The following is a 25,848-nucleotide window of genomic DNA, read 5'->3' as shown; positions in this document are numbered from 1 at the left end:
CCCGATATTCGGGGCTTTTTCATATCTGCTTTTACATATCGAACGACTGTCCACGTTCGTTAGTTTTGTTTAAATTTTGCGGTTCTATACCATACAGCTTTAGACCATCACCTAGAACGAGATCATCTACACGCTTTTCAAAACGAGTAAAGAAATCGTTCAGTCTTTGGAAGACTGGTGGTTCATCTAACAGTTTGGCCATGTTGTTTAATGTTTTACTTAGACCGTTCACAAGATTGAACTTTTGTTGACGGTCCAAAGACAAGCTGTTCGATGTATCTAAAAGGGTGGTGAGGCTTTCTTGAACCTTTTGATAGTTTTGATCATTGGTCACATTACTGACAATCAAATGCACTACTTTGTTTTTGATCTTCAATGTATCCAGATTCAATTGATCAAATGCAATGGTCCTATCAGTAAGATTTTCTCTAAATGTTTTGAGATTCTGCCACTCTGGATGTGCAGCCTCTAAATCAGATAAAACTTTCATGATTGACGCACGGTATTCGCTATCAGACGCACTAATCACAAAAAGTTCAGGATACGACCGCTTCTTAGAAACTTCTTCCTGAGCTTTATTGAGCTTATCTTCAGCGACAGCAATTGAACCCTCAACATCGGCATTACTAATACCAGCTTCATGAATTAACTTTCTAGCTTTATACATTTCTGCTGAATGAAGCCAAAAAGCGGTAAAGATAGCTGACTTAGCGTAGCTATGATGATCGATACCTTGCTGAAGGTTTTGTTCGGGAATGGTCGAACGATCCACACTCTGCAATTTAACTGTATCTTTGTTGATGTCCTTGGATACATCAATATGTACTTTGGTATTTTGCATGCTATCCATACTTGGGTTTGTGCTAGTGGTTGGTTCTTTGGCACCCATTTTCTCGAATTCAATATCACCGGCTTTAATCTTTTGATGGCCATCTGCAGTAGCTACAACTTTCAAAACATCATTTTGAACTTTGGTGACATCAATTTCAGAAAGGATCTCCATATAAGACTTAATGCCCTCAAGAGTCATGACGGGCGAAGATACAGGTGCCGTAGCGGTTGGAGTTGATTTATCATCAAATGCTTTATCAAATGACGGCGGTTGGTACTTTGGTTTTGCATAGGATTTCGTGCTACCTGTACCAGCTGGTCCATCATAGTTAGCTTTTGATAGATCTTGTTTACGCTTTTCAATATTTGCGTTGTAATTTTCAATATTTGCTTGGTTTTTAGCTCGTATGTTCTGCAATTCCAGATATTTTTCATCTGATTGTGCAATCACAATGCCGTAATTCGGTTGGTATTCTTTATTAGGGAACTTGGCTGCATAAGCTTCGCGTTGACGGTTGTAGCGGTTAATTGCATACGCAACTTCAGGGATCTTGTTGTCTATACGTTTGACGGCGTTATTTAGTTCTTTTGCCAACTCTGCAGCTAAACGTTCAACACCTAAATATTGACGAGCATCATCCCAATCAGAAACAGATAATTTATTTTGGAAAACTGGGGGTAGGGTGATACGTGTATTTTCATGTTTGCTCACATCACCTAACACACCACTTAATGAAAAGTTGTGACAAGCTTCTTGTAAGCCAGGATTCAAACCAGACTCAAGCGTTTGGCCAGCATCGTTATCATAACCAACAAATATATTGGCTTCAGGATTGATGCTGCGGATAAGCTCAGCAACACTTGAGATATTGGATTTACTGTATGACGCTAAAACTTGTGTGTTTTCTGCAGTAAAACCCTCACCCAATAAACCAAGCTCTAAACCAGCATCCAACGCCTTACGTGCGCTGATCGCTGTTGCCCAACCCTCCTTGATCAAATAGTTCTTTGCATTTGGGTTAAAGACTTCATAGCCAACATCAGGATTTTTGCTAACAGGCAAGAATGCATCTTTCGTTTTGGCTTTATCAAAAAAGTACTTGCCCTTATGCAGTACTTCTTCAAGCTTGTTGGTTTCTTTGTTGCGCTTTTTTTGGCGATGGTGGGTGATACGCTGTAAATTGACGACTTTGTTATTGGTGTCAATTAACGGTGCAAGAATGACAGCTCTGCTTTTACGTAAATCAAAGCCTTTTTTCTTTTCGCCCTCAAGCTCAGGTTCAAAGTTGATAAAATGCTTTTGATACGCTAATACATTCTCTACTGTTTCAACGAGAAGCTGTTGATTGGTGGCTGATTCAGGAAGTTCACGCTTTACTGCTTCAATGGCTTCATCACGGGTAAAGTTATCTTTACGCATGATTTTAGCGCCGTATGGCTCTAGGTTCTTTTCAACCATATACGGCATTTGTCGAATGTCGCGTTTAAAGGTCTGAATGCTTCCAGTTTTATTATTAAAAAATGAATCGTCAATAACTTTACCAGCACGTTGCCACTCAATACGGATAGCGATTTGTGCAGCTAAGAGCTCTTTTTCTTGTTGAAGTAGATGCTTCTTTTGAGCTTCTTCAAACTCACGTACACGGCGATCAACATCTTCTTTGCTTGGTGGTTTGTAGTTAGGGTTTGAATCTCGTTGAGGCTTGATTACGTTCTTATAGTGGTCAGCAAAAGCAATTGAGATTTCAATGTCAGTTACACCAAAGCGGTGTCCTTTGAGCACTGGCCAGTATTCACCAGTATCACGGTTCATGTTTGGATAGATCCAATACATCCCTCGTGGTTTGACATTGTTGCTACTTGATTTACTAGGGTTATCTGATTCGGTGAGGCAAGGCACTTTTTCATCAAATACGGTCACGAATTGATATTTACCAGATGACTTGAATACGAATCCGTAGTTTCGCTCCAGTTCTTCTTGGAAAAACTGAAACATCGTATTTAAATCACAATTATGTCGGGCGCTCGGTACTTTCTCAGCCATAACAATTCCAATTTCTAATATATATTCAGGTGCAATGTGCTACCCAGGTTGCATAGGACTATTAATCATATGCTTAAGAAAATTTATACTTTTAGTATATACCGATTCTAAAAACATTTCTGTTTAATCTTTAATATAAGCTATGTCTAATAAAGGTTTAAAGAAAAATTAAAAGTTTTAATTTATTATTTTAATAAAAAAGATTTAAGCCCTCAATGTTATAATTTACAGACAATAAATAGGTTATGAGTGACCACTTATTTAGGGTTAAATTACTTTTATTAATTTGAGGTTTATATGTCAAAACAGTTTTTTTCGGGTTCTGTTGTAATCAATGGCAACGCCAATGTATACAGTTCAGGTTCAAACCATCAAATCGTTGGAAGTGGAAAACGAGTGACTAAGCAAGTACCTGTAAGCCCATTTAACGAAATCTGTATGAAAGGTCCAATGAGTCTGAAGTTTTTTGCTTCAAGTGATTCTAAAATGGAAATTACTGCAGACGATAATATTGTGGATCTTATTAGTGCTACTTTTCAGGGTGGTGTATTGGTTTTAGCTATTCAGGACAATGTGAGTTTTAGTACTCGTTCACCGTTAGAAGTATCGATCACTTACCCAACTTTAAAAGCTATTGATTTAAAAGGTTCAGGCAATATCCAGATCTTAAATCTAAATGAAGATAAATTTACCGCAAGTATTAGTGGATCTGGAAATATGGATTTAGACGGTACCATTGAACACTGTGTCTTATCTTTGAAAGGATCAGGCAATTTTGATGCGTTACCACTGAAAAGCACCAATTTAGAAGTGGCGCTATCTGGTTCAGGCAATATCTTTTGTACAGCTATCAATTCAGCTCAAGTACAGCTTTCAGGCTCAGGCAACGTTAAAGTTTATGGAAACCCAATCCATAAGACACAAAACCGAACTGGTTCAGGACAAATTAGTTTTAAATAGGTCGATAAACCTAGTTGTAAGACACTAAACCGAACTAGATCAGGAAACATTTGTCTTAAGTAGATCGATAAACCTAGTTCAATGAAAGTTTAGAGAAAAATAAACCCCAAAAGTTTGCTACCTTTGGGGGTCTATGTTTGACATTCAAATTATCGAAATAAAAATATTATTAATGAAGTTTTCGGACCATTCAGGATCGTTCGATTTACTCAAAATATCTTTGAGCCAAACCTTTAATGTTTCAATTGGATAATCTGCATTTTTGTATAAGTTAATCACGGTGATAATCTGTTGATTCAGTGCTGTTGTTGAATCATTACGTGCGATCATTTCTACAAGTTTTGTGTAGGCCTGAAGGAGTTCTGGTTCTTCAGCTCCAGTGACTTTACGGGGTTGCTTGCTAATCTGGCCAAGAATCTCAATAAATTGTTCTTTGACCAGCTCAATCGGGTGGATCTGACTAAATCCCTGTTGAGTCAGTAAGGCGTATGCGCGTAAAACCAAGCTAAACCAATTCTTTTTGGTCATGCTATCAGGATAGAGGCCTATATCATCCAACTGTTGTTTGATGCCAAAGAATAGGGCACTGATAGAGTAGTTCGGGTTAACCGTGCTTTGAATTGCAGTCGTCCACACGGCATTTTGCATTTTATGACGTATAACATCACGCGTGTAATCAACGCCGTATAAACATTTAAAATCGTTCCAGTCACTTAGATCTAGCTGTTCTTCAGTAAATTCAGGTCCAATCATGGCTGCGTTTACAGCTCGGCATGCTTCTGTTGCGTAATAGATACCGGGATTGCGCTTTATTTTGCTTTCTAATGCTGTTTTATGGTCATTATCATTGAAAATATAGAAGCGTGAAAACGGGAATTCGGCACGGAAATCACGTACTACATTCATGATGTTGCCAGCCACGTACACGACAATGACTGGAATAGAGTATTGAATTGATTCTGCAATTGCTTCACCAGTGGCGTAGCCCTCACAAAAGATTATCCGATCTTGGTTCCATGCATCCAATGGATCTTTATATAAGATTTTGAAAGCGCCGTTTGCAAGTACACCACGTAATGTAAACTTATCTTCACCACGCTTGTTTTTGTGTTCAGCGATGGTCTGAAGGAAAATGATTTGATTTTTGAGGTTTTGCCCCTCAACTAAAAGCTTGTTCTGACGTAGCGACTGTTGATCTAGATCTGGTTGCAGATCAATAATACGGTTCAGAATAATGGTGTTGTTCTTGTGTTGAGGGTAGTACTGGCTGACATAATCAATCAGCTCATTTTTAGTGAAGTTGCTTGGATTGTACAATCTAGCATGACTGAAGCTAATCTGCTTTTTCACATTGTAGTTGTGTGGACGGTTTGGCAAGGGTAGGCTTCTGGCCCATTCAAAACCCGTATAGATTTGAGCCAATATCTCTTGGTCTTTTTTGTTCTTCTCAGCACTTTTGCATGAGTTTAAGAAGCGTTTAAGATCTTCTTCTTGCTGTTCCTTGGTATATACGGTGTCACCAGGTTGCAGATCCATTTCTTGAATGTATTCATACAAGCTGTAAGTGAAGTTTGCACCGCCAGCATGAAACCAACCATAAGACATACGTGCGTTATCTAGATCTACGAGATACCAGGCCGTTTTTTTCTTATTTTTTGTGGCGTCATTGTGGTGATTGGTTCTGAGGTAAATACGTTTAGAGCTTCGTTCAAGCTGAAAGTCACTCTCACGATCAAATACAATGCCCTCATTTTCAAGATGCGATCTAAATATTTTAGATAGCGTACCAATATCGATACCATACTTGATCATGAGGGGGTTCATAAATAAAGAAACTCACTTATAAATATTTTATAACCAGCGGTTGAGCGACTACATATTTTGATGGGTTGTTAGTTTGCAACGTGATTTCATGAGCGTAATGCCATGCCTTAGTGATACGGTTTAGGATGACACTTTCAAGGTCGTCTTCTAAGAATTCGTAAAGATTAAATCGCACGTTGTTTAAGATCAGTTTTTTATAACCTTTCACAAGGGTATTTAAAAAATTCTGGGATTGGTCCATAAAGGCGTTAACGTCAGCATCATAACTTATTGTTTTATTCACGACTGCATTATAAAAGTACTGCTCAGAATCAATTTTAATAATATGCATCTGCTCTAAGAATGACTCTAAATAAGCTGGATGCATATTTTTACTTAAAAACTTACAGATCCGCTTATTCTTGTTGTCGTTAAAATAGATGTATTTAGAGGTTAGCTCAGCATTAATCACTGTGACATATTCGCCGTCCACACGAAACTTCACGGTATTATTGTTGGTGAACTGCAGCATTAATTCTGTGAAGATATAGCTATCTAACGTTTTTTCATGCTTAAACGTCTGCTTGTCCAAGAAATAACTGTTGTACTGAAGATCTGCAACATTGGCATAGCTTTGAACGAATTGAGCGATGTCATTGTGCATGTTTTGGGTGTCGAGATCCGATACTTCAGTTGAAACCGATTGAAAGGCACTATTTTTATAAAGATGCCCCAATAATTCTGTTTGATTGTAGTTTTTAGGTTTAACTTTCAAGCCAACAGTAAACTCGTCTTGCTCATAATTCCCTTTAATTAGATTGCTTAAATAACTTTCAGCTTCTTGAAAAGATACGTTTCCAAGGTTGTCTAAAAATGATTTTAAGGAAGTGCCATCTAATCGTACTGCAACATGAGATATAAATGATGGATCGAACTCGAAACGCATAATACTTCATTGATTGAAATGGGTATTAAAATTATATAACAGGTTTAAGGAAAAAAGAATGAAAACCTTTAAGTATTATTACCATAAAAGTAATTTTGAATTGATTTAATAAGTTTAGTTTCGGTTTCTTGAGTATATAAACTACCTGAAATTAGTTTTAAGCCAGTATCAGTTTTAAGCCAATGTAGTGTATTAAAATGGTCATTAGCGATATGGCTACTCTTGTGCATGCGCGACACAAAACCAGTGTTCAGACCAGTATCAAACAGGCGTGGACAACTTGGTGCGTGGACATGATAGAGGACTTCACGGCGTTGATTGCTAGAGGGTGATTTACCTACGCCACGGCGTACTGGCATACCTTTGTGCTTTCTATAACTATTGAGAAATGAATCAATCGTATCGTTATACGTGGGTTGCATCAGGTAGCCACGGTGATTGTAGATGTCAGTTTTAGGATGAATAGAGAAATTAAATAAGCTAAGCATTTTACCAAGTAAGATTAATAGCTCAGGACTACCTTTAAGGTTGGTACCAATCAAACTATCTTTAATGGTTTTAATAGTATCCGTGCGATACTCTAAAACCACATAGTCTCCCCAATTAGAGGTTAAGCTTAAAGGATCTTCATCAGATATGTTGGCTTCAGTATCTTCATAGCAAAACACGATGATCAGTACTTTAACGTTGTTTCCGTTAAACAAAACTTCGTTTTGATGCGCGAAAAAACCATATAAAGGTTTGTCGTTGTGTCCTAGACCTGGTGTATGAATAAAGTTGGTCCACTGAAAGTAGTAATTCAGCAAATGACCATCGACATAGCGACCGTTTTCATCATTCAATAGGGTGCGATATACATCATTTTCAAGCTTTAGCACGGGTTGGCTGTACCGCCAAGCGCTCAACGCTGCAGTCGTAAATGCAAAGTCATAAAAGTTAAACTCAGGGTTCATATTTTTATAGAACAATGCATAAGGCTGTAACACACTTTCCCATACCTGTAATGGGATAAAGATGTTGGAACCCCACTTAGGAATCTCCGCAAAATAACCAGTGCCATAGGTATGATTTACGTTATCCCAAAACAGGCGTTCTAGCTGTTTATAGTCTGGAATGTCTTCGCTTTTAACCAATGATGCTGTACATAATGCTAACTTTTTCTCCAGTGCCAATAATTGACTGACAGGAGGGTATAAGCGACCAGCTTTTTGCGTAAAAACTTCCGCATTCAACTTTGATATAACATCAGCAAAGATTGAATCTTTCACTATACTGGTCTTCCATAAAAGGTGTGTGAGGGTGGCTAATTAGTATAAGGCATTCTAACAAGTTGTATGTATTCTATAAGGCGTAAAACTCTAAAAAGTTGATAATATATATCAGTTTTTAAAGCATTCACATTTCATACATAATTCTAACCTTGCTCAAATATAACATCATATTGTTTGCGATTTCTAAACAACAGTTTAACTAATCTGCAATATATCAGGGTAGAGCTGAGTATAGGGCTTAATCATTACTTTTGTTCAGCATGAGATAATAGTTTGTGGAATTTCCGTGAATATGATTAAAAAAGCTTTAAAACTTATTAGAGATCGGTTATATTACGAATCAAGGGATATTACCCTATTTAATAAACTATTAGACTGAGATTGTTCTAATAGTTTTTTTTTGCCCTTTTTTTGACATTTCCTGTTTTTTCTTCTATAGCTTCTGCTATATTTCTCCATATTTTACTCTATTTTTCGTTATTTTGATTAATTTTTGATCAATGTTAAAAGCTTAAATAATCAACAACTTAGCCATTTATACCCACTACTATCCACAAAAACCTGTGCATAAAAAAACCAAATATTAAATCCCAAAATGGAATTTCTTCAATTTTAAGCTATAATTATGCTCATAGTTTTAATCATTGTAGTGGACTTAGTTATGAGCCATGTAGACCAAATAGAAACGATTAAAATTACTAACCGCGAAATCGGAATATTGCCTAACAATGTGCCAGTAGTAGATCAGTTTTTGAATAACTACCGCACACATAAAGCATCAACGACTCATTCAGTGGCTAGTAATTCACCTTTAATGAACATTACCAATTCAATGCATGTGCATCGAGTAGAAGATTCCCCCTATACTCAACCTATTCGTAAACTTCATTAGAAATAAAAAAAGCAGCGATTTCGCTGCTTTTTTATTGCCTATTGCATTTCTTTAGTGCTGATCCATATAGCTTTGAGTGAGCTTCTTACGCTCGTAATTCTCTTTGAGCTGTATGCCAATACCAATAATTATTATAGGTAAAATGGCTAGGGCAAAAAGAATGCAGATCGAATCAAAAATTGGCCTGGGCATATGAGCGCATTATTGCGGATTCGCATTGGTTAATTCCTCCAGTGTTGGTGGTTTTGTGGCGACTGGTTCATTTGCTGGTGCTTCAGGTGACACTTCTGGTACTTCAGGTGATACTTCTGGTGTTGAACTTGGTTCTTGTTGTGGATCTAACTTGTCTTCATAAGACTCTTGTGGAAGGCTATTGCTTGCAACAAAGTTATCTAGAATATCCTGAGCCTTATATGCCTTATTGCATTCGTCATTTGAGGCGTACATTTCTTTTTGTACGCTATCGTCTAAATACTTTTCTCGGCCATCACTAACATCATCGCTGTAATAACCAGCTTTCTTAGCAGAATCTATATAAATGGAATAACAAATATTTAAAACATTACTACGCTCGTAATCATGTTTGTAATACCAGTCAATACTACGTTCCTTTGCATCAGTTTTCGTATCTTCAAGGTATTGATCTAAGCGTTTCTCTTGTGGCGTAGACGAACACCCGATGATTAACAATGAGGTGCTTAAAACTATAAGTTTTTTAATCATGGTTTTAGCTTAAAACAAACGATACCTTTATAGTACAACATTAATTCGTTAAATAATATTTTTGGAATTTTAATTTGTGACGGTTAAACAGTGCATTTTCAAACAATTAAGCCATTTTTTCCCATAATTTTAGATAAATATTGTTGTCTTTTTTCGCGTAGATTATTGAAAACAGGAAGTAATTTAACCACTTGAAATGTTCATCCAACTAAAGATTAAGAAATAAGCCCTTAAAAGTGTTTGTTTATCAACCCTTAAACCTATTTAAACATTTTAAAATTGTATATACTTAAACCATTACTAGATTAACTTCAGTAATTATTACTAAAGAAAGTTAAAAATTGGATGAATTTTAATGAGTAGTTTGTTCATAGTAGAGTCACCCGGAAAGGTCGAAAAAATTCAACATATCTTGGATGACCTGTATCCGCACGAATTCGTTGTACGCGCTTCAGTTGGCCATGTATGTGATTTACCTAATCATGAGATCGGTTTCTCATATCCAGCCTTTGTTCCTAAATACGAAATATCTCAAAATAAAACACGCGTTGTTCAAGAATTAAGACAGGCTGCTAAAAATGCAGATACGGTTTTCCTCGCAACTGACTTGGACCGTGAAGGTGAAGCCATTGCATATCACTTAAAACGTATCCTGAACTTATCTGACGATCAGTATATTCGCGTCAAATATAACGCTATTGATAAAACTACGATCGCTAATGCACTTCAAAATGGTGAAGAGCTGGATCAAGGTATGGTGGCATCTCAAGAAACACGCCGTTTCCTTGACCGTATGATCGGTTTTTACTTGTATGAGCCAATTTCAAATATTTTAAAAGGCAAATTTCCTGTTGGCCGTGTTCAATCTGCCGTACTCGTTGTGCTTGGTGATTTAGAAGATCTACTGAAAAACTTCAAATCACATGAACATTACAACCTTGAAGTAACTCTAAAACAAGGTTGGGCTGCGAAATGGGATTTTTCTAAGTGGCTTAATCCTGAAATGAAGGATGTGCACAATAACCAGTGGTTAGATAAAGCTTCAATTACCCGTCTACAAAGCGAAATTGATAAAAAAGACTTAACCATTACCAGTGTTGAAACTAAGCCATCTTTCCGTAGTGCTCCAGCGCCGTTTATTACTGTTGATCTGCAAGCTGCAGCTGCAGCGCGTCTTGGTTTGGATCTAAAACAAACTATGGATGCAGCGCAAAAGTTATATGAAGGTGGTTATATCACTTACCATCGTACTGATGCTGCCGTAATTTCGCCTGAGGGCATGCAAGCTCTAGAAGCTTTTGGTGAGAGAGAGGGCATTGCGATTATCGGCAATAAAGCCAAATCTCGCGATGGTGCTCAAGAAGCACATGAATGTATTCGTCCTAGTGACTTCTTTACCTTTGAAGCTGGTGAGGACAAAGTTCAAAAGGATCTATACCGTCTAATCTGGTTGCGTACTGTTGCATCGCAAATGGCTCCAGCTGAATACGAAGTTAAATCCGTTGTAGGTGTCTATAAAGATGTCACGCTCAATGTAGATGGTGAAAGCATTACTAAAGATGCTGAATTCAAAGCTTCTAGCCGTATCTTAAAGGAAGATGGTTGGTTGGGTTTATTAAAGACCTACAGTATTGATGAAAATGCACTTGAATACGTGGACGGTGAAGAAGATTCAGAAAAAGAACCTGAACATACGCTACCTATGGATATTGAGGTCGGTCAAAACCACAATGTTATTGCTGGTAAAGTTATCGCGACCAAAACCAAACCACGTTCACGCTACACCGTACCATCATTGGTCAAATTACTTGAGAAAAAAGGAATTGGTCGTCCTAGTACTTATCAATCAATCTTTGAACGTTTAATCAAGCACGGCTATATCAAGCTTGTTAAAAAGAAAATTGAAGTTACACCGCATGGATTGACCTTGATTCAAAACATTAGAGGTAAGTTTAGTTTTGCAGATCCGCTTTACACCAAAGAAATTGAAGAAACACTGGATCTAATCGCTACTGGTGATGCCGATTACAAACAAGAACTCCAAAAGTTCCATTTAGGGATTGAAAGTGAATTAGGACAGTTCTCAAAACATTGGCTTGATTCATTCCCTATCTACAAATGTAATAACTGTGATGACGGACGCATGTTGCCGAAAATCGGTACCAATCGCGACAAAACAACATCGGTCTACTGGTCATGTAATTCATGCAAAAGTTCAGCGCCAAACAGAAATGTTGATGGTAAAGATGAACCGGGTAAGCCAACTGTACGTGAGCCAACTGCTCATTTATGTTTATGTGGCAAATCACTGACTCAGGTTACAACTGATAAATCTGTATTTTTTGAGTGCTCTCAACGTGCGTTCGTAGATGGCACCTGTAAAGAAACATACCGTTCTACAAATGACGAAAGCGGTAACTTGGTTCCTGATTTTGACGAATATCGCCGTAACCATACATACAAATGTCAGCTTGAAGGGTGTGGCGGTTGGTTGCGTGAGTTAAAAGGTATTTCAACTTCTTCAGGTAAGCCGTATCACTTCTTTTCTTGTGAAAAATCCAATCCAAACCTGAAAGGCAAAAAATGTAAGTCGGGTCCATTAGAGGTGTTCCCTGATGGTAGTCCTAACTACGAGCCAAGATTCCAAGTGACCAAAACAGAGTATCCATGTATCTGTAAAAAGCCTCTTGTACATACCAAGTACCGCAAAGAACCTGGTGTTTACGAAGAGCGATACAGTTGTGAAGCTGCATCATGTAAACGTTATTTCGACATATTGCCAGATGGATCACCAGATACCCAACTTACAAAATCTCGCACTGGCAACGAAGCCAAGTGTTTTGAGTGTGGCCAGACCATGATTCAGTCTGCATTTAATTTACGTGGTGAACGTAAGTATAAATGGGATTGCTTTAGCTGTGGTGCAAGTGGATACGACAACAACGGTGAGCCAGTTCAACGTGGCAAAAAGAAAGCCAAGTCTAAATCGACCTCTACAAAAGCTAAATCAAGTAAATAATTGAATAGGTGAATAAATGAGTAATCACGAACCAGATGATATGGACAACATCGGGAAGGAAGCTGAAGAAGCGATCAAAATCCAACCCGATGATGAACATGTAAGTGAGCCTGAACAGCCAGCCAAGACAGCAAAGAAGGGCAAAAAAGTAAACATTGATGAAAACTTTTTTGCTAAGCATAAAAAGCTAATCTTGATTGGCGGTGGTGTTCTTTTCTTTTTGTTATTTGCTGTGGTTATTTTTGGCAATCAAAACATCGAAGTTGAACGTCCACAACAAAGCGATGTTGAACTTGAAGCTCGACTGCAGAGTGAAGTTGCAAGACGAGTAAAAGAAGAAAGTATGAAATTGGCTGCTCAGCGCAATAAAATTATCGACCGTATTAGTCGTAACTTTGACTGTAACGCACCACAAGTATTCTGTCATGCACAAGATACGTCAGAACCGTATTCAACTGTCGTTTCTAGTTTGCAGAACTTCCAATTTCAGCCAGATACGCCGTATGAAGTTTACATTGAAGTCTACCCCTTGAAAGTGGATGCCCAAAACCCACAAACAAGTCAGCGTAAAGGAAGTGTTTGTAGCGCGAACAACGTGCACCTTTTCTTATGCCAAAAAATCGTAATGAAAAATCCTGCGCTTATGGCCAATCAGATCCGCGAACTATATGCGCTACTAACGCCGTCTATGACTTATCGCTTGCAGATCAGCAGTCGTCCAATTACGCCAAGTGACATCGATCTGACATTGATTACTACCGAACTGGACAAAATGAATGCCGATTCTGCAACTGCTAGTGAACCTGAATTGGAGTGTGTACCGCCAGATCCTAAAAAAGATCCTGTTGCGTACAACTTATACGAAACAGGGGGCATGTCTTGTCAAGACATCATGAAGGACTTAGCTGCACGTAAGACAACTGCTCCAGCTGGTCAACCTGGTCAAGCTCAACAAAGTGGTGGTGAACAACCACAACATCCTGATGCATTTGGTACGCCAGTAGCAACACATTAAACATACTAATAAGAAACGGATTGATTTTGGTTAATCCGCTATTAATTGGCTTTTGGTTGAGAATACTAATTTAAGCATCTGTTTATCAAATAGATCTTAAAAAAATGAAACAATAAAATGCAGATTTATTCTGCATTTTTTAATTTTCACATTACAATAGTTTAAATTCGCAACTTTTAAGCAACCGGGTACGCTATGAACAACCCAACCAAAATTCAAGATCTGCAAGTGGCAGATTTGCCGTCCACGTTTAAGCTGAAGAAAAAACATAAAGAAGAAGTTTTTCTGAAGTACAAAGAGTTGAATGAGGCACTATTCAAAGTAGGGTACATTCCAGTGACGTTCTCAGACTTTGTGCATGCACTTATAGAAACTGGCGTAAAGGGATTTTCTGTCGAAGAATATGTCAACGCTCAATTAAACTCTTAATTTTAGAACTCTAATTATTTTTTTGATGTCAAAAAAAATGGACCACATTCGTAATCCATTCCTTTATTTTCTTTAACGATTAACTTTCTATTTTGGTACCACACTGAGGGCAAAACAGCATATTGTCCTGAAGTGGTTCACCACATTTCACACAAAACATATTCTTTTTCGGTTTGATGATCACTGGTACTTGATCTGATAGATCCTGACTGTGTGTTTCAGGGTTATTCATCAATCCAAGATGTGTACCATGTGTTCTTGGTGAGTTTTTATTGATTGCGCTATTCATCTGGTTCATAGATGACATGCGGTTAATATCTACTTCAGACGTTGGGGCAACCACAATGCTTTGGCTTTTGGCAAAGTCGGCTAAATGCTCTTTCAGTACAACAGCATCATCAGTACAAGCAGTCATGCTCAAGATCGCACGGTTTTGATATTTACCGAAGGTCGTTGTGCTAATTTCAGCGTACCAGACACGTAACGTCATGGTTTCAACATTGATGACTTCTTTTTGTGATTTCACGCTGTCGTCAAGGTAACGGCCAAAGTTCATTTGAGACAATTGATAGCTACCTTTAGCCTCAACCCATATTAGTTTTGATACAAAGTCAAAACGGCTCCATAGGTAATTACCGTGCTCAAAACAAAACTTCCCTAAGATCCACATCGATACACCAAAGAAACCATAAGTGAAGTCGCTAAAATCCAGATAGCTTCCGTTATATAGACCTTTGGCAAAAATAGTCATTAATACGACTGAAGCAATAAAACTTAACAATCCAAAACTATTGAGGATGGCTAACCAGCGATACTTTTCTTCTTTGAAGCATGAGCTCAATGTCATATCACGAAGGGTATTGATTGGCACTGGTTGAGTTTCTTCTAAGATCTCACCCTCAAAAGCACCGTTTTTACTGCGAGAGTTGATAACTGGCAACTGGCGTGAATAGATTCTGTTAGGAATAGCACTTTCCCAATTCTTTTGTAGATGGCGTTCAAGTTCATCAAACAATTGCATTGGTTGGCAATTCATACTCAAACTATCCTGAACGACTCCAGCACTGGCTTGTGGTGGCTGTTTTACCATTTGAGCAATCACGGCCAAGAAGAATATCGCAATCGCAATCAGCGCTGCAATTAACGTAAAAATTGCTTTATCCATGCTTGGCAACCAAATAGGTGCAACTGCATGTTGGGTAAGGATAGGAACCAATACAGGTCCAAGAATGGCGACTAAAACCAAACCAATGACTTTAGATAAACCAATTTCTTGTGCACCTGAGTTCGGATTAGCCATAGGACGCAATAAAACAATCAAAATAATGGCGTTGTAAACAATCCCAAGCCAAGCACCTGTATTGGGTGATGCACCCACATACGCGATTAGAGCACTCACTAAGGTAATCAGAAAAACAATCGCATTTTGAAATTGAGCTTCTGCAGCGTTACGGATGAATAATGGCGAAAAAATAAGATTAGGGAACAGTGAATATAGAATCCCGTTCACTGAGCCTTTTGGTTCTTCATAAATCAAAGCGCTTTGGCGTAGGATCTCTTTAATATCGGTTGCACCAGGATAAGCACCAGTTTCTTGAATGGATAACTCCTGTGCAAGTCCGGCTGGTTGATCACGACCAAAGTAGAACTTTAGGTTTGATAAGCCTGTGGTCAGCAGTAGAGCGCCATAACTGAACATTGCTAGACCAACTATAAGCGGTGGTAGTGCAACAAATACACCGTTACTGAATAGACCTTTTGCACTGAAAATTAAGCTTAGGCCAGCCAGCATAAAAACGATGGCACCGATCACTTTAAAAATGTTTTCTATTCGGTAGGGATTAGGGAATTCAAACCGCTTATCTTGCGAGTTATATTCATATGCCATTTTTAATACTCCTTAACGCATTTATCTAATTACGTTTTAACTGGTTAATTATAACTAAGTCGTGGGGTATAAAGTTTTTTTAGTTAAAATGAATCACTGTTTTAGTTAAGTTTTAATAAGGGAATTTAAAAAGTATTTTAAAGGCGCATTAAAAAAGGGGATAACGAATCCCCTTTAAAGATGTACCAAGCTTATGTGCTGTTATTTGTTTTGATCTGCTTGTTTTTGAGCATCTGCAGCTGCAGCGTTCAGCATAGAAGACATATCATTTTGCTCGTCCTCTTTTGGTGGATTTTGTTCTGCAGTTTTTTGATGTGCATCAAAATCGTGGCCCTCAACTTTTGAAGGTTTTTCATTATCGACATAAGCTTCACGCGCTGCTTGTAGGTCTGCAGATGGATCTACTTTGTCAATTTGTTCATCTGGTTGAATAGGTTTTGATTGAGATGTTGATTCTTCTTTTTTACTACAACCAACTAAAACCAAACCTACAGATAATAAGCCAGTTAATAATAGAGTTTTGAATGACATTTAATCGCCTCCAGCGAAACATAAGCAAAGGTATAGTCACATATACTTATAATGTATATACCAAAATTTAACTAAAACTAGTCCGTTGTATAACGTGACCTTTATAAAAACGGTTTAAGTATATACCAATTGCAAATTTTCTTGTTATCGGCTGAAAGCTAATAGAATAGGGTATCGCTTAACGACACTATATAATGGCAAAAAAAAACCACCTTTTACGGTGGTTTCACTAGTTTTAAAGATTAAATCTCTTTAAGGTCTAGATTTTGTTCGCAATAACTACGTACAGCTTCTTTATCTGAAGGATCTAAACCCTTTTCAATCATTTCTTCACGTAACCATTTAATTACTTGACCGCGACCAGCCCAACGTAAGCTGTTGTTTTCACGGTGAACCCATTCATGCGTAAGCTTACGTTTTTGACGTCTTACAGGCTCAACTTTTGTGGTATCAATGTGGTTGTTTTTTAGATATTCACTAAGTGTATGGATGTCCACAACACCATCGGCAGTAATTTTTTCTGAAATGATTGCATTAATGGCACTAACAGCATCGTGAAAAGCTTTATTTTCTTTAACGACTAGTTGTTGTTGAAGTTCTTCAATATAATTCTGAAGTTCAACAGGTGACATTTGAGCAACATTTTCTGGTTTTGATACATTTAACATGTCATTAGTTCCAGTATTGCGAGTTAAGTTGTTCATGATTAAACCTTTAGAAATATATTTGAAAATTAATTCAAAATATCTCTTACGACAAAACCATTTTTACACATTTACATTATTAAAATCAATTAGAGTTAATCGTATTTATACCTAAATATACCTTGAAATGGTTTTTCTTATAACTTTTATGTCTGGAATTTCCTTAAACCTAATGACAGGAATGCCAGCACTCTTCAAAAGCTCGTCACGCCTTTTATCTTTATCCTGGGTATATTTATGATAATGCCCATCAAGCTCAATAGATAATATAGGATTGTAGTCTTCATCAACAATCAAATAGTCCACGTAAAGCCTAGAAAACTGATTTCGGGTACTTATGTTTTGCGTGGTCATAAAAGCACTCATGCTTACTTGCACCAAAATGTTGCGTGATGGAATGACCTGTTCTAGTGCATCAAGCATTGTAATCTCGTCTTTTGTAAGGACTTTTTTAGATACAAGCTCCTGATTCTTTTGAGGCTTACGATAGCCTTTTTTTGAATTCTTTTTGGCTTTAGTTTTAGGTTTGCGAAATACGCCACATAAAGCAAAAACGAACTTATACACTATATAAAACAATAATGAATAAATTATAGACTTTAACAAAAAGGAATTTAAAATCGTTTCCATAAACCTAATACACAACAAATTTTAAAGGGTGCTTAAACTTCTTAAACATATTAGATAGTTTTAACGGTGATTGATACGAATTAACTAAAAATGTTTAAGGACTATTAGTGATGCAATGTTAAAAATAGTATAATCTTGTAAAGACAGCTTAGAAGCAGTTTTAAAAGTAAAACTGGTTCTCACAAATAACACCGACTATTTCACTGGAAAAGTTTAAAATGGTATTTAATAAACGTACTTTAGCTTTACTGATTGGTACAATCTCGCTATCAGCACACCTCTATGCCAACAACACAACCGTTAAAGTCTCACAAACTCCAATTGTATCATCTTCACCAATTCCCTTAGTTAAAGCGAATGCAATTGAACAATATTATATCAATGTTAAACATCGCTTTAATGGTGCGGAATTTGAACAACCGCCTCGTAAAATTAAGAGCATTAAACTTAACTTGAATGTTATTAATAACGGGGAAGTGGTTTTAACGGCGCACGAAGCTGATAAATCCAAGCTGGAAGACTATTTACAGCAAAACCCTAAAAACTCGGAACTATTGGCCAGTTACGTTGCTCGTATGATCAATTACAACCACGGCTATACGGTTCCTGAAAACAAGGGTAAATACAGCAAGTATGCAAGTACGACTGTATATGAAGCTCTTCTTGATGAATTGAACTATAACTTCGCAACTACGCCAGTAGGATCAGTAGATAGCTATGCAAGCCAACAACAGCTTGAATCTGCTTATCTATACATCCTTTCTCGTTTAGATCCACAAGAAAAAGCGGTGTTTTGGCAATTTGTGAACACATACAAAGTAGGGGATAAGATTGAGATCCCTGAAGGTACTGTTATAGCAGATGTCTTGAACACTTATAAAATCCAATTGAATTTTAAAGCGCCTTAATCACTAAACAAGTAAGGAATATTTTCGAGTAGCTGAAAAGGAAAGTCATTTCAAATATCAGGTTATGTAGGGAAAAAAATTACTGTTTGTGGTACTGGTGTTTTATCCAATCATAAAGGAAAGTTTCAAATTAAAATTGCCGACCTACGTTCTTTGACTTTTAGATAGATGTTATTCAGGTTGGGATTCCGTAATTATTAAGCCTTTTCCTTTTTGCATTAAAAAAGCCTACATTGTAGGCTTTTAGCTTTTTTAGATCTGTATTACTGAATTAAGTCGTCAACGGCTTCACCAAGGTAGGTTGGATCGTATTGCTTATACAAATAGTTTTCCAGAATTGGTAAATCTGGTGCTAAAACCATTCGCGTAATTTTAGGACGATCTTCTTCAAGGTTAAGCTTCACATGTACGGCGAAGAAATCAATGTTGTTCGTGATGAAGTCATATTCTTTACGACCAGCACTTTTGAGTTGATCAACCATACGCGAAAAGAAGCGGTTATTCGTAATAGAGCAATTCAAGAACTCTAACGCATCTTTTTCAGTAACATTAATTTCAATAATGTTATTGAGGAAGGCTAGCTCTGGTTTAATTAAGTTGCCGTTACGGTCTGCAGTTAGACATTTTGTAGAAAAGGTACCAATACCAGCCATACGACCATCATATTTCACAAAACCGTGCTCTTCAGATGCAACTAAGTTTGACGCATGAACGTATAGAGTAGGGTGGTGCTTTGTATTCCACTCTAAATCAATAACGTCAGTTTCATTTTCTACATAGAGAGTTTGTAAAAGGGATCTATTGAGGTTGGTATAGAGGACTTGATCAAGCTCTAATACTTTGCGGCGATATAGCTCAGCGAAGGCAATACCGTACTGAGATAAGATATTACATGTTGTATTGAAGCTATTGCAGTAAATCGCACGGTTATCGTTACCGCCGTCTCGATCCTCACTGACCACAATTACATGGTTCCCTAAAACACCATTGATTTTATAAACCACAATTGAGCCTAATGCGAAGTTTTGGGTAAGTAGTTCTTCACCCTCAAATCGTACTGCCGTGCAGTTTTTAATATTTTCTGCGCTTAAAGGATAATTACCCGGTGTGATGGACCACAATGTTGAGACTGGTACAAATAGAGGCTCAATAGAACTACTTAAGTCAACTCGACCAATCGTGATGATGCTTGTGCCGTTAAAACTATCGCCCTTGTGTTCTGCAACGGCTGATGTTCCGATCGTACCTGGTATTTGTGCGTTCTCTGAAGCGCTATTATTTGGTACAACTGATTCTGTCATGAAACAACTCACTAAAAGTTTTATCTTTGTTTAAAAATACCACATGATAAATAGTATTAAAACTTATACCACTATTATAAGATGATCTTTAAGATTCATAAAGGTATATTTATGCTAAACCATAAAACCCAAGTTTGTTTTTTTAATAACCTGATTGGACGTTTTTATAAAAACCATTTGATCATAGATGTTAAACCTTTAAACCTAGATTTTATTTTAGATGTTATTGAATTCCCGACATCAATTGAAGGTTTCAAAAAAGCACCTAAAGTATCAAAAATTAAAATACCTTTTACGCAACTTGCTCAGGATCTTCAGCCACAAAATTACCTAGATTTAGTCCAATCTGATGCCAAAAATCTGTATCTGCAGATTGGGCAAGAAAGACGTTATATTCACGGCGAACAAACTAATTTTTCATATGCTACATCGGTGTTTCAGCAGATCGGTGATGATGAAGTGCTCCAGCTTGAGGCTTTGAACTATGCACTGAAGCTCCAAAGCATTACTAATGGTATTCAGCAACATACAACAGCGATTGAGACATATATCGAGCTAAAGCCTTTACGATATGCGTTTAGCTTAGATACGTTCATAAGTGCAACTGCAGATCTAGATCAACCTTTCGATACTCGTGAAGCGCTTTCTGGCCATATCGTTAACCATTGGGAAAAATGGGTTAAAGCAAACAATATCACCAGTGAAAGTTCTTATGATGCGGTGCTAATAAATACCGATAAATTAATACTGGTTCGAGTCGGTATTCACTCATTCTCAGTGAAGATTACAGACCTTGAAGTGGCTGACGGCGTTATCTATGCTTCTCTTTGTGATTTAGAGCTCTTACAGGTGCTTCTACCAACGTTCTTTGATGGTATACCTTGCCGTATTACTGCATATGCCGATATGAACATTCAATATGCTGTATCGCAATATAAGACTTGGCTATCAAGTCAAAACCTGAAGAAGATCCAGTACGTTCGCAAACAAGGTATTGAGAAGTACTTGCGTAAAAAATTAGAAGATGAAAGTGACTTAATCGGTAACGCGCAACTTGCCAAAACCTTAATGAATACCAGCTATACAGAACAAACAGTCTCGTTTTTTTCTGACGCTTGGGGATTATCGTACGCAAACCATTTTGAGAAGAAAATTCGTCATGCTTTTGATCTGGTCATACAGGCTTTGGATCATGAAGGGATCTCATTAGAGCAGCTGCAGTTCATCAATAGCCTAACAAAAGGGGCAATTGAGAATGCTATTAACGAGATGCTGAACAAGACTGGTTCACCGTTAAACGTGGTACCAACACTCACTCAAGAATTACTGTTAATTTGCGATGAATTCAATGCCAAAAAACTCAACATATCAAGTGAGCTCTTAGATGCAATCACTCAGTTTGCAGAACAATATGCAGTATCACCACTGTTGGCCATTAAGCGTGATAGCGCCGTGTATTTGCTGTATGAACCATTAGATGCCGATAATCAGTTAATTGATTATGAATGGTTTTCTACTGCGGTATATACCAAAAATCAGTTTGTGCCTGAAGCAGATGAACAACATAAAACAAATGTAGCGGATCTTCTTAAATCGGTTGAAGTACTGCATGTATTCAAGCCGAATATCCTGTCGTGGACCAATGGCAAGGTATTTGAAACGCCAGAAGAAAAGAAAAATGCTTTTATGTTATGTCTCACACCTGAAGCATTTGAAAATCAAATAGAATTCTTAAGCACGAAGAACGCAATACCAGGATATTTTAAAAACCTGATTACATCCTTAGGTGGTTTAAATTCAGTGGCCACGGAACAAGATAAATACGGTGTATTTTTGATTGAGTCGATCGCTAAAAATTTGACTGGTTTTGCATATCAAGGACAACTCTTTCCTATCGATCAAAATGCCCAAATTGACTTAGATCAATGCTCAAATTTAACGCTTAATTCTAAACTACTACCAAAAAACTACCTGACCTTTAAAAGACTAATGAGATTAAGCGATAGTTTAACGAATGGCGTTAAATAGGTTTAAGGAATATTATTATTTTTACTTTAAGTTTAAATAGTGGTTTTTTAAATGCACAAAAATAAAGTATTATAGTTTCAAACTTAAAACCCTTTTTAAAGTTATATAGAGAATACTGAATGAAACTATTAAAAACTGCGATGGTGGGTATCCTTGGTACTGTATTAGCGCATACAGCTTTCGCATTTGAGGATGAAACTATCCCAACACCGAACTTTAAGGAAGCGTATGTAGGACTTTTAACGCCATCTAAAAGCTTTAATGTTGTTGCTGGTGGTCTTAGACCTGAGATTAGCGAATACAAACTGTCTGATAGCTATTTTGAAAACAATTCAAATCAGCGTTATAAAGCGACAGCTCACCTTTACCAGCAAATGAATACTCAGCAACGTGCGATGTATATATTGCTTCAACATACAGCGTACTTAAACGATATTTTCTATCCTCAACGTAATCCGCTGACCAATCCGAACGTATCTGACGAACAATTAAATGTAGAGCCGGTACTTAAAAAGCTCCAGTCATTCCGTACTGATAATGGCCTGGTTGAAAAAGTTGTAGACCGTGAAACGATGCTCCAAGCATTAAAAGCACATTATGACTATTACATGCGTGACCAATTCACCGTGCGTTTTTATGGCAAAAACCAAAATACCTTTACCTATGGCATTGATAACTTTTCAGGTTTAAAAATTCGTTCGGTAGAAGGGAATATTCGCATTGTCGATCGCAAAACAGGTACATTGTTGGGTGATTCAATGATTAAGTTAAACCACTGGATTCCATCTAACCGTGCCAAAGAGCGCCGTACTATTGATTTGCCGTCTACCATGCCTGAGTGGAAGGACGTAGACATTAAAGATCTTGCAATCAAATTCCAACCAACTGCAATCACTACCATGCAGGGTAAACGCATTGATATTAATAAGATCTATGCGTACAACACTGAAAAATTCAATTTTTAATGCATAAAGCGGTCTATCTCGACCGCTATTTTTTTTGCTTATGTACAATTATTAACCGTAGCCTAAGCAAAAGTTATAAGTTACTTTTCCCACGAATCAAACTAAGGTTGAACCTATGAAAAAAGCTCTCCTATCAATTGCCACTGTAATCATGGTCGGGGATGCTCAGAAGTGCCGAATGATATGTCACATATCGATGTTTTTTCTTCCGATCGCTACCTATCAACTGCACATCAATTTAATAAGCTTGTTGATGATACGTTTAAGTATCCGTATTCTAAAATACCGTTTTTTCTAGTGACGAAAGGGTGGAGTGTTAGTGGTCCAAAAGAGCCAGTATCGCAAATTGTGTATAGTTGCTTAACTTCTAATGAAGTGGAATTAGTGACAAAAATTAAGCCACTCATGCCCGAAGTGACCTACATCAAAACACCTGAAAATCAGGTGAAAAATTGCATCATTAAACATTCAAATGACTCAATTAATGCTGATGCATTGAATGACCTTAAAGCTTTCCCTTTATTCCAAAAATATGCAGACAACCCATTTTTACGTAAGACCGTGGATGCTGCGAAAGCAGATGGCAAAATCTCAGTAAAAGAATATATGGATATTGTGCAAATTGTCATAAAATTAATTGGGGCTGACAAACAGGTTCAGCTAGAGAAAACTATCCAAGAGCTTTAAGTATTCATATGTCGGAAAATCTATCCATGCATAGCATGACGAACGAAGAATTGATTCAAGAATGGCTTGATAGCCTGAAGCTTGAAAACAAATCCGACATGACGATTAATGAATACAAAAAGTGCATACTTTTGATGTTGGAAATGCCTTTTTTTAAAGGCAAACATCTCTTGGATCTCAACCGTGAATATATCTCTTTATTTCGCTTACACCGGGCAGATGTGGATGCTGTTTCCGCACGAACACTGAATAAAAACTTATCTGGCATCAAAAATTTTCTGAGCTATTGCTTGCGAAGAAAATACATACTGGAAAACTTCTTTACTGATATTCAGGTGAAGTACAAAAATAATTCCTTACCGCGACCAATCGCCGTGGACACATTGAATGAGATCCTTGATAACAAGGCTCCATTAAATCCTAAATACAACAACCAAAAATTAAGAGATCTAGCAGCTGCAGAAATTGCATATTCTGGCGGTTTACGTATCTCTGAATTACATGCCATCAAACTAAGTGATATCAACCTCAGTGCTATGCAACTAAAGGTATTGGGTAAAGGAAATAATGAACGGATTGTTTTTTTAGGAAAAAAATCACTAGAGGCTATTTCTACTTGGCTTTTAGTTCGTAATCGTTGGATTTCAAAAGCTGGAGTAGAAGACTGCGGATATTTATTCATTGCACCATCTGGCAAACATATTGCGAAAAACCATTTAGGTGCATGCATTACAGCTCTGTTAAAGGCGCATGGTTCTGGAAATATTGGTAGTACTCATGCTTTGAGACATAGTTTTGCATCGCACTTGTATAACAAAACAAAAAATATTCGCGCCGTTCAGGAAATGCTAGGTCATAAATCACTATCTTCGACACAAGTATATATTCTTGTAGATCACGAAACGTTGATTAGTTCTTATAAAGATGCACATCCACGCGCTAGAGCGAACCAAGATTAATAATTTATTCGCTTCTTGTACTTCTAAAGATATATCGTAAACGATCGAAATAATTAACTTTTGATGGTGCCCGTAATGGCTAAGACTTTTGAACAAGTAAAAAAAGAATTTTTCAATACAAGGGTCATCACAAACAATCGACTACCTAAGCGTGGTGAAAGCCACAAAATTGCTGTGAAACTTGGTTTAATAGACCAAAAACAATCAACATATGTTAAAAAACAGAAACTTTCATATGTTGGCTTATCTGTAATTGAGTGTTTTGAAGAAGCTGGTTTAGATGATGTCTATATCAATGAAAAAATTGAAGAGTTTTCAGAGCTAAAAAACTATACTTCATTACATAAGGCATTAAGAATACTTGATGACGGCCACATGGCCCGTTTAGCAAAAAAATTAGAGGTTTCAGTCGATATGCTCAATGCGACATTGGCTGTGCTGAATAAAATATAAAAAACGGATTGAACCAACCCATGAATGCAAATGAGCTTTATGAAAAGTTACAGCAAATTGGTAAGCCACTGGTCCACGTAGAAAGCCTCGTATCTACAATGCAGTTGGAAATCCCTGTTGAGGAGATTGAAAAACACATTGAACTTTTCGGGGTTAATTTTTTACTGGTAGAAGTTGTTCGATATACCTTTGACGGTTTTCTATCTCCAGAGTACCAACACTATATAGACGAATTCATTGCAGAAAATGAACTGGATGAAGATGTCATTTTGAATATCAGAAATAAAACATCATCAGATATAGGCCTGGTTAATGTTGGCTTTAATCTAAATGGTTGCATCCTTGGCTTAACCCATACGGATGAATGGATGGAACATTTATTCCACTTGGTTAAGTTCATTACTGACAGTGAAAAACGCGAGAAAAGTAGGAACTTTTTGTCTGAACAAGACAAAATCAAGGAACAAAAAGTTTTAGAAAAACAAGCCAAAGAAAAAGAAAGGGAAGTGATGATTCAACAGGTAGAGGATCTCACCAATACCGATGATTTTAAATTATGCAAAACGAAGGGTGAAATATTGTTGTTTTGGGAAAAGAACATTCCTGACCTATACAAAACTCTATCCAGAACTTTTATGGAAACAATGTCTAAGAAATATATCTCTATATTGCGTGGCTCATGAAGTGATACGATATGAGGAAGAACAACGAGTAGTGCATAAATCAGCGTTCTTAGAGATGGATCCGTAAATTTGAACAACTCCTATAAGTGATATTCTGCTCCTCAAATGATGTTATAAACATCAATATATGGAGTATTTTATGGCACGTAGACCAAGAAGAAATCATTCAAATGATTTT

21 protein-coding genes are annotated in these 25,848 nt (G+C 37.2%); 11 read left to right on the top strand and 10 right to left on the bottom strand.

The features are described from left to right. Positions 1-31 precede the first annotated feature (31 nt). Positions 32-2,875, bottom strand: coding sequence for a hypothetical protein (locus tag FTT84_RS04840; protein WP_005028493.1), 2,844 nt, complete (start codon positions 2,873-2,875; stop codon positions 32-34). A gap of 297 nt (positions 2,876-3,172) precedes the next feature. On the opposite strand from FTT84_RS04840, the gene FTT84_RS04835 reads away from it, so the two are divergent. Further along, complete coding sequence (locus FTT84_RS04835; protein WP_044112290.1) at positions 3,173-3,835, top strand: head GIN domain-containing protein; 663 nt, start codon at positions 3,173-3,175, stop codon at positions 3,833-3,835. 144 nt (positions 3,836-3,979) lie between these two features. Here FTT84_RS04835 and FTT84_RS04830 read toward each other — a convergent pair whose 3' ends face one another. The 4 genes from FTT84_RS04830 to FTT84_RS04815 form a co-directional block, all read right to left on the bottom strand. Continuing rightward, a complete protein-coding gene (locus FTT84_RS04830) occupies positions 3,980-5,647 on the bottom strand; it encodes a virulence-associated e family protein (RefSeq protein WP_227518626.1) in 1,668 nt (555 codons plus the stop codon). 28 nt (positions 5,648-5,675) lie between these two features. Continuing rightward, positions 5,676-6,584, bottom strand: a complete 909-nt coding sequence (locus FTT84_RS04825; RefSeq protein ID WP_077170259.1) for a hypothetical protein — start codon at positions 6,582-6,584, stop codon at positions 5,676-5,678. Positions 6,585-6,652: 68 nt separating this feature from the next. Continuing rightward, entirely contained in the window at positions 6,653-7,852 is a 1,200-nt protein-coding gene (locus FTT84_RS04820; RefSeq protein WP_005028487.1) for a hypothetical protein, read from the bottom strand. A 1,096-nt stretch (positions 7,853-8,948) separates the two neighbouring features. Further along, entirely contained in the window at positions 8,949-9,437 is a 489-nt protein-coding gene (locus FTT84_RS04815; protein WP_228719347.1) for a hypothetical protein, read from the bottom strand. A 388-nt stretch (positions 9,438-9,825) separates the two neighbouring features. On the opposite strand from FTT84_RS04815, the gene FTT84_RS04810 reads away from it, so the two are divergent. From FTT84_RS04810 to FTT84_RS04800, 3 genes are all read left to right on the top strand, one after another. After that, positions 9,826-12,489: a type IA DNA topoisomerase gene (locus FTT84_RS04810; RefSeq protein WP_148728177.1), complete on the top strand. Its 2,664-nt coding sequence runs from the start codon at positions 9,826-9,828 to the stop codon at positions 12,487-12,489. A 16-nt stretch (positions 12,490-12,505) separates the two neighbouring features. Continuing rightward, a complete protein-coding gene (locus FTT84_RS04805) occupies positions 12,506-13,504 on the top strand; it encodes a hypothetical protein (protein WP_148728178.1) in 999 nt (332 codons plus the stop codon). Positions 13,505-13,699: 195 nt separating this feature from the next. Continuing rightward, complete coding sequence (locus FTT84_RS04800) at positions 13,700-13,933, top strand: hypothetical protein (RefSeq protein ID WP_005028471.1); 234 nt, start codon at positions 13,700-13,702, stop codon at positions 13,931-13,933. Between the two features lie 79 nt (positions 13,934-14,012). On the opposite strand, the gene FTT84_RS04795 is transcribed toward FTT84_RS04800, so the two are convergent. The 4 genes from FTT84_RS04795 to FTT84_RS04780 form a co-directional block, all read right to left on the bottom strand. Next, on the bottom strand, positions 14,013-15,821 hold the full coding sequence (locus FTT84_RS04795) for a zinc ribbon domain-containing protein (RefSeq protein WP_148728179.1): 1,809 nt from the start codon (positions 15,819-15,821) through the stop codon (positions 14,013-14,015). A 201-nt stretch (positions 15,822-16,022) separates the two neighbouring features. After that, positions 16,023-16,352: a hypothetical protein gene (locus FTT84_RS04790; RefSeq protein ID WP_005006208.1), complete on the bottom strand. Its 330-nt coding sequence runs from the start codon at positions 16,350-16,352 to the stop codon at positions 16,023-16,025. A gap of 242 nt (positions 16,353-16,594) precedes the next feature. Next, entirely contained in the window at positions 16,595-17,056 is a 462-nt protein-coding gene (locus FTT84_RS04785; protein ID WP_038350047.1) for an H-NS histone family protein, read from the bottom strand. A gap of 111 nt (positions 17,057-17,167) precedes the next feature. Then, positions 17,168-17,686, bottom strand: a complete 519-nt coding sequence (locus FTT84_RS04780; RefSeq protein WP_125274761.1) for a DUF2726 domain-containing protein — start codon at positions 17,684-17,686, stop codon at positions 17,168-17,170. 218 nt (positions 17,687-17,904) lie between these two features. Here FTT84_RS04780 and FTT84_RS04775 point away from each other — a divergent pair, with 218 nt between their 5' ends. After that, a complete protein-coding gene (locus FTT84_RS04775; RefSeq protein WP_148728180.1) occupies positions 17,905-18,594 on the top strand; it encodes a hypothetical protein in 690 nt (229 codons plus the stop codon). A gap of 263 nt (positions 18,595-18,857) precedes the next feature. On the opposite strand, the gene FTT84_RS04770 is transcribed toward FTT84_RS04775, so the two are convergent. Then, positions 18,858-19,895 carry a hypothetical protein gene (locus FTT84_RS04770; protein WP_038350020.1) on the bottom strand — a complete coding sequence of 346 codons (1,038 nt, stop codon included), beginning with the start codon at positions 19,893-19,895 and terminating at the stop codon, positions 18,858-18,860. Between the two features lie 111 nt (positions 19,896-20,006). Here FTT84_RS04770 and FTT84_RS18015 point away from each other — a divergent pair, with 111 nt between their 5' ends. The 6 genes from FTT84_RS18015 to FTT84_RS18010 all read left to right on the top strand — a co-directional run bounded on the left by FTT84_RS18015 (position 20,007) and on the right by FTT84_RS18010 (position 25,670). Further along, entirely contained in the window at positions 20,007-21,923 is a 1,917-nt protein-coding gene (locus FTT84_RS18015; RefSeq protein WP_257221219.1) for a hypothetical protein, read from the top strand. A 119-nt stretch (positions 21,924-22,042) separates the two neighbouring features. After that, positions 22,043-22,888, top strand: a complete 846-nt coding sequence (locus FTT84_RS04760) for a hypothetical protein (RefSeq protein ID WP_042893442.1) — start codon at positions 22,043-22,045, stop codon at positions 22,886-22,888. 183 nt (positions 22,889-23,071) lie between these two features. Further along, complete coding sequence (locus FTT84_RS04755; RefSeq protein ID WP_228160833.1) at positions 23,072-23,575, top strand: hypothetical protein; 504 nt, start codon at positions 23,072-23,074, stop codon at positions 23,573-23,575. Between the two features lie 26 nt (positions 23,576-23,601). Beyond that, positions 23,602-24,534 carry a tyrosine-type recombinase/integrase gene (locus FTT84_RS04750; protein ID WP_114190198.1) on the top strand — a complete coding sequence of 311 codons (933 nt, stop codon included), beginning with the start codon at positions 23,602-23,604 and terminating at the stop codon, positions 24,532-24,534. A 75-nt stretch (positions 24,535-24,609) separates the two neighbouring features. Continuing rightward, positions 24,610-24,987: a hypothetical protein gene (locus FTT84_RS04745; RefSeq protein ID WP_005006227.1), complete on the top strand. Its 378-nt coding sequence runs from the start codon at positions 24,610-24,612 to the stop codon at positions 24,985-24,987. 20 nt (positions 24,988-25,007) lie between these two features. Continuing rightward, a complete protein-coding gene (locus FTT84_RS18010) occupies positions 25,008-25,670 on the top strand; it encodes a hypothetical protein (protein ID WP_227553516.1) in 663 nt (220 codons plus the stop codon). The last annotated feature ends 178 nt before the right edge of the window (positions 25,671-25,848 follow it).

The organism is Acinetobacter sp. YH01019, from assembly GCF_013420285.1.
Lineage (GTDB): Bacteria > Pseudomonadota > Gammaproteobacteria > Pseudomonadales > Moraxellaceae > Acinetobacter > Acinetobacter gandensis.
This window is presented reverse-complemented; position numbering and strand designations above follow the sequence as displayed.

What these genes read in the sequence shown, in the direction of transcription:
- FTT84_RS04840 (WP_005028493.1), bottom strand. Translation starts at nt 2,875, where the DNA reads ATGGCTGAGAAAGTACCGAGCGCCCGACATAATTGTGATTTAAATACG.
- FTT84_RS04835 (WP_044112290.1), top strand. Translation starts at nt 3,173, where the DNA reads ATGTCAAAACAGTTTTTTTCGGGTTCTGTTGTAATCAATGGCAACGCC.
- FTT84_RS04830 (WP_227518626.1), bottom strand. Translation starts at nt 5,647, where the DNA reads ATGATCAAGTATGGTATCGATATTGGTACGCTATCTAAAATATTTAGA.
- FTT84_RS04825 (WP_077170259.1), bottom strand. Translation starts at nt 6,584, where the DNA reads ATGCGTTTCGAGTTCGATCCATCATTTATATCTCATGTTGCAGTACGA.
- FTT84_RS04810 (WP_148728177.1), top strand. Translation starts at nt 9,826, where the DNA reads ATGAGTAGTTTGTTCATAGTAGAGTCACCCGGAAAGGTCGAAAAAATT.
- FTT84_RS04805 (WP_148728178.1), top strand. Translation starts at nt 12,506, where the DNA reads ATGAGTAATCACGAACCAGATGATATGGACAACATCGGGAAGGAAGCT.
- FTT84_RS04800 (WP_005028471.1), top strand. Translation starts at nt 13,700, where the DNA reads ATGAACAACCCAACCAAAATTCAAGATCTGCAAGTGGCAGATTTGCCG.
- FTT84_RS04795 (WP_148728179.1), bottom strand. Translation starts at nt 15,821, where the DNA reads ATGGCATATGAATATAACTCGCAAGATAAGCGGTTTGAATTCCCTAAT.
- FTT84_RS04790 (WP_005006208.1), bottom strand. Translation starts at nt 16,352, where the DNA reads ATGTCATTCAAAACTCTATTATTAACTGGCTTATTATCTGTAGGTTTG.
- FTT84_RS04785 (WP_038350047.1), bottom strand. Translation starts at nt 17,056, where the DNA reads ATGAACAACTTAACTCGCAATACTGGAACTAATGACATGTTAAATGTA.
- FTT84_RS04780 (WP_125274761.1), bottom strand. Translation starts at nt 17,686, where the DNA reads ATGGAAACGATTTTAAATTCCTTTTTGTTAAAGTCTATAATTTATTCA.
- FTT84_RS04775 (WP_148728180.1), top strand. Translation starts at nt 17,905, where the DNA reads ATGGTATTTAATAAACGTACTTTAGCTTTACTGATTGGTACAATCTCG.
- FTT84_RS04770 (WP_038350020.1), bottom strand. Translation starts at nt 19,895, where the DNA reads ATGACAGAATCAGTTGTACCAAATAATAGCGCTTCAGAGAACGCACAA.
- FTT84_RS18015 (WP_257221219.1), top strand. Translation starts at nt 20,007, where the DNA reads ATGCTAAACCATAAAACCCAAGTTTGTTTTTTTAATAACCTGATTGGA.
- FTT84_RS04760 (WP_042893442.1), top strand. Translation starts at nt 22,043, where the DNA reads ATGAAACTATTAAAAACTGCGATGGTGGGTATCCTTGGTACTGTATTA.
- FTT84_RS04755 (WP_228160833.1), top strand. Translation starts at nt 23,072, where the DNA reads ATGTCACATATCGATGTTTTTTCTTCCGATCGCTACCTATCAACTGCA.
- FTT84_RS04750 (WP_114190198.1), top strand. Translation starts at nt 23,602, where the DNA reads ATGCATAGCATGACGAACGAAGAATTGATTCAAGAATGGCTTGATAGC.
- FTT84_RS04745 (WP_005006227.1), top strand. Translation starts at nt 24,610, where the DNA reads ATGGCTAAGACTTTTGAACAAGTAAAAAAAGAATTTTTCAATACAAGG.
- FTT84_RS18010 (WP_227553516.1), top strand. Translation starts at nt 25,008, where the DNA reads ATGAATGCAAATGAGCTTTATGAAAAGTTACAGCAAATTGGTAAGCCA.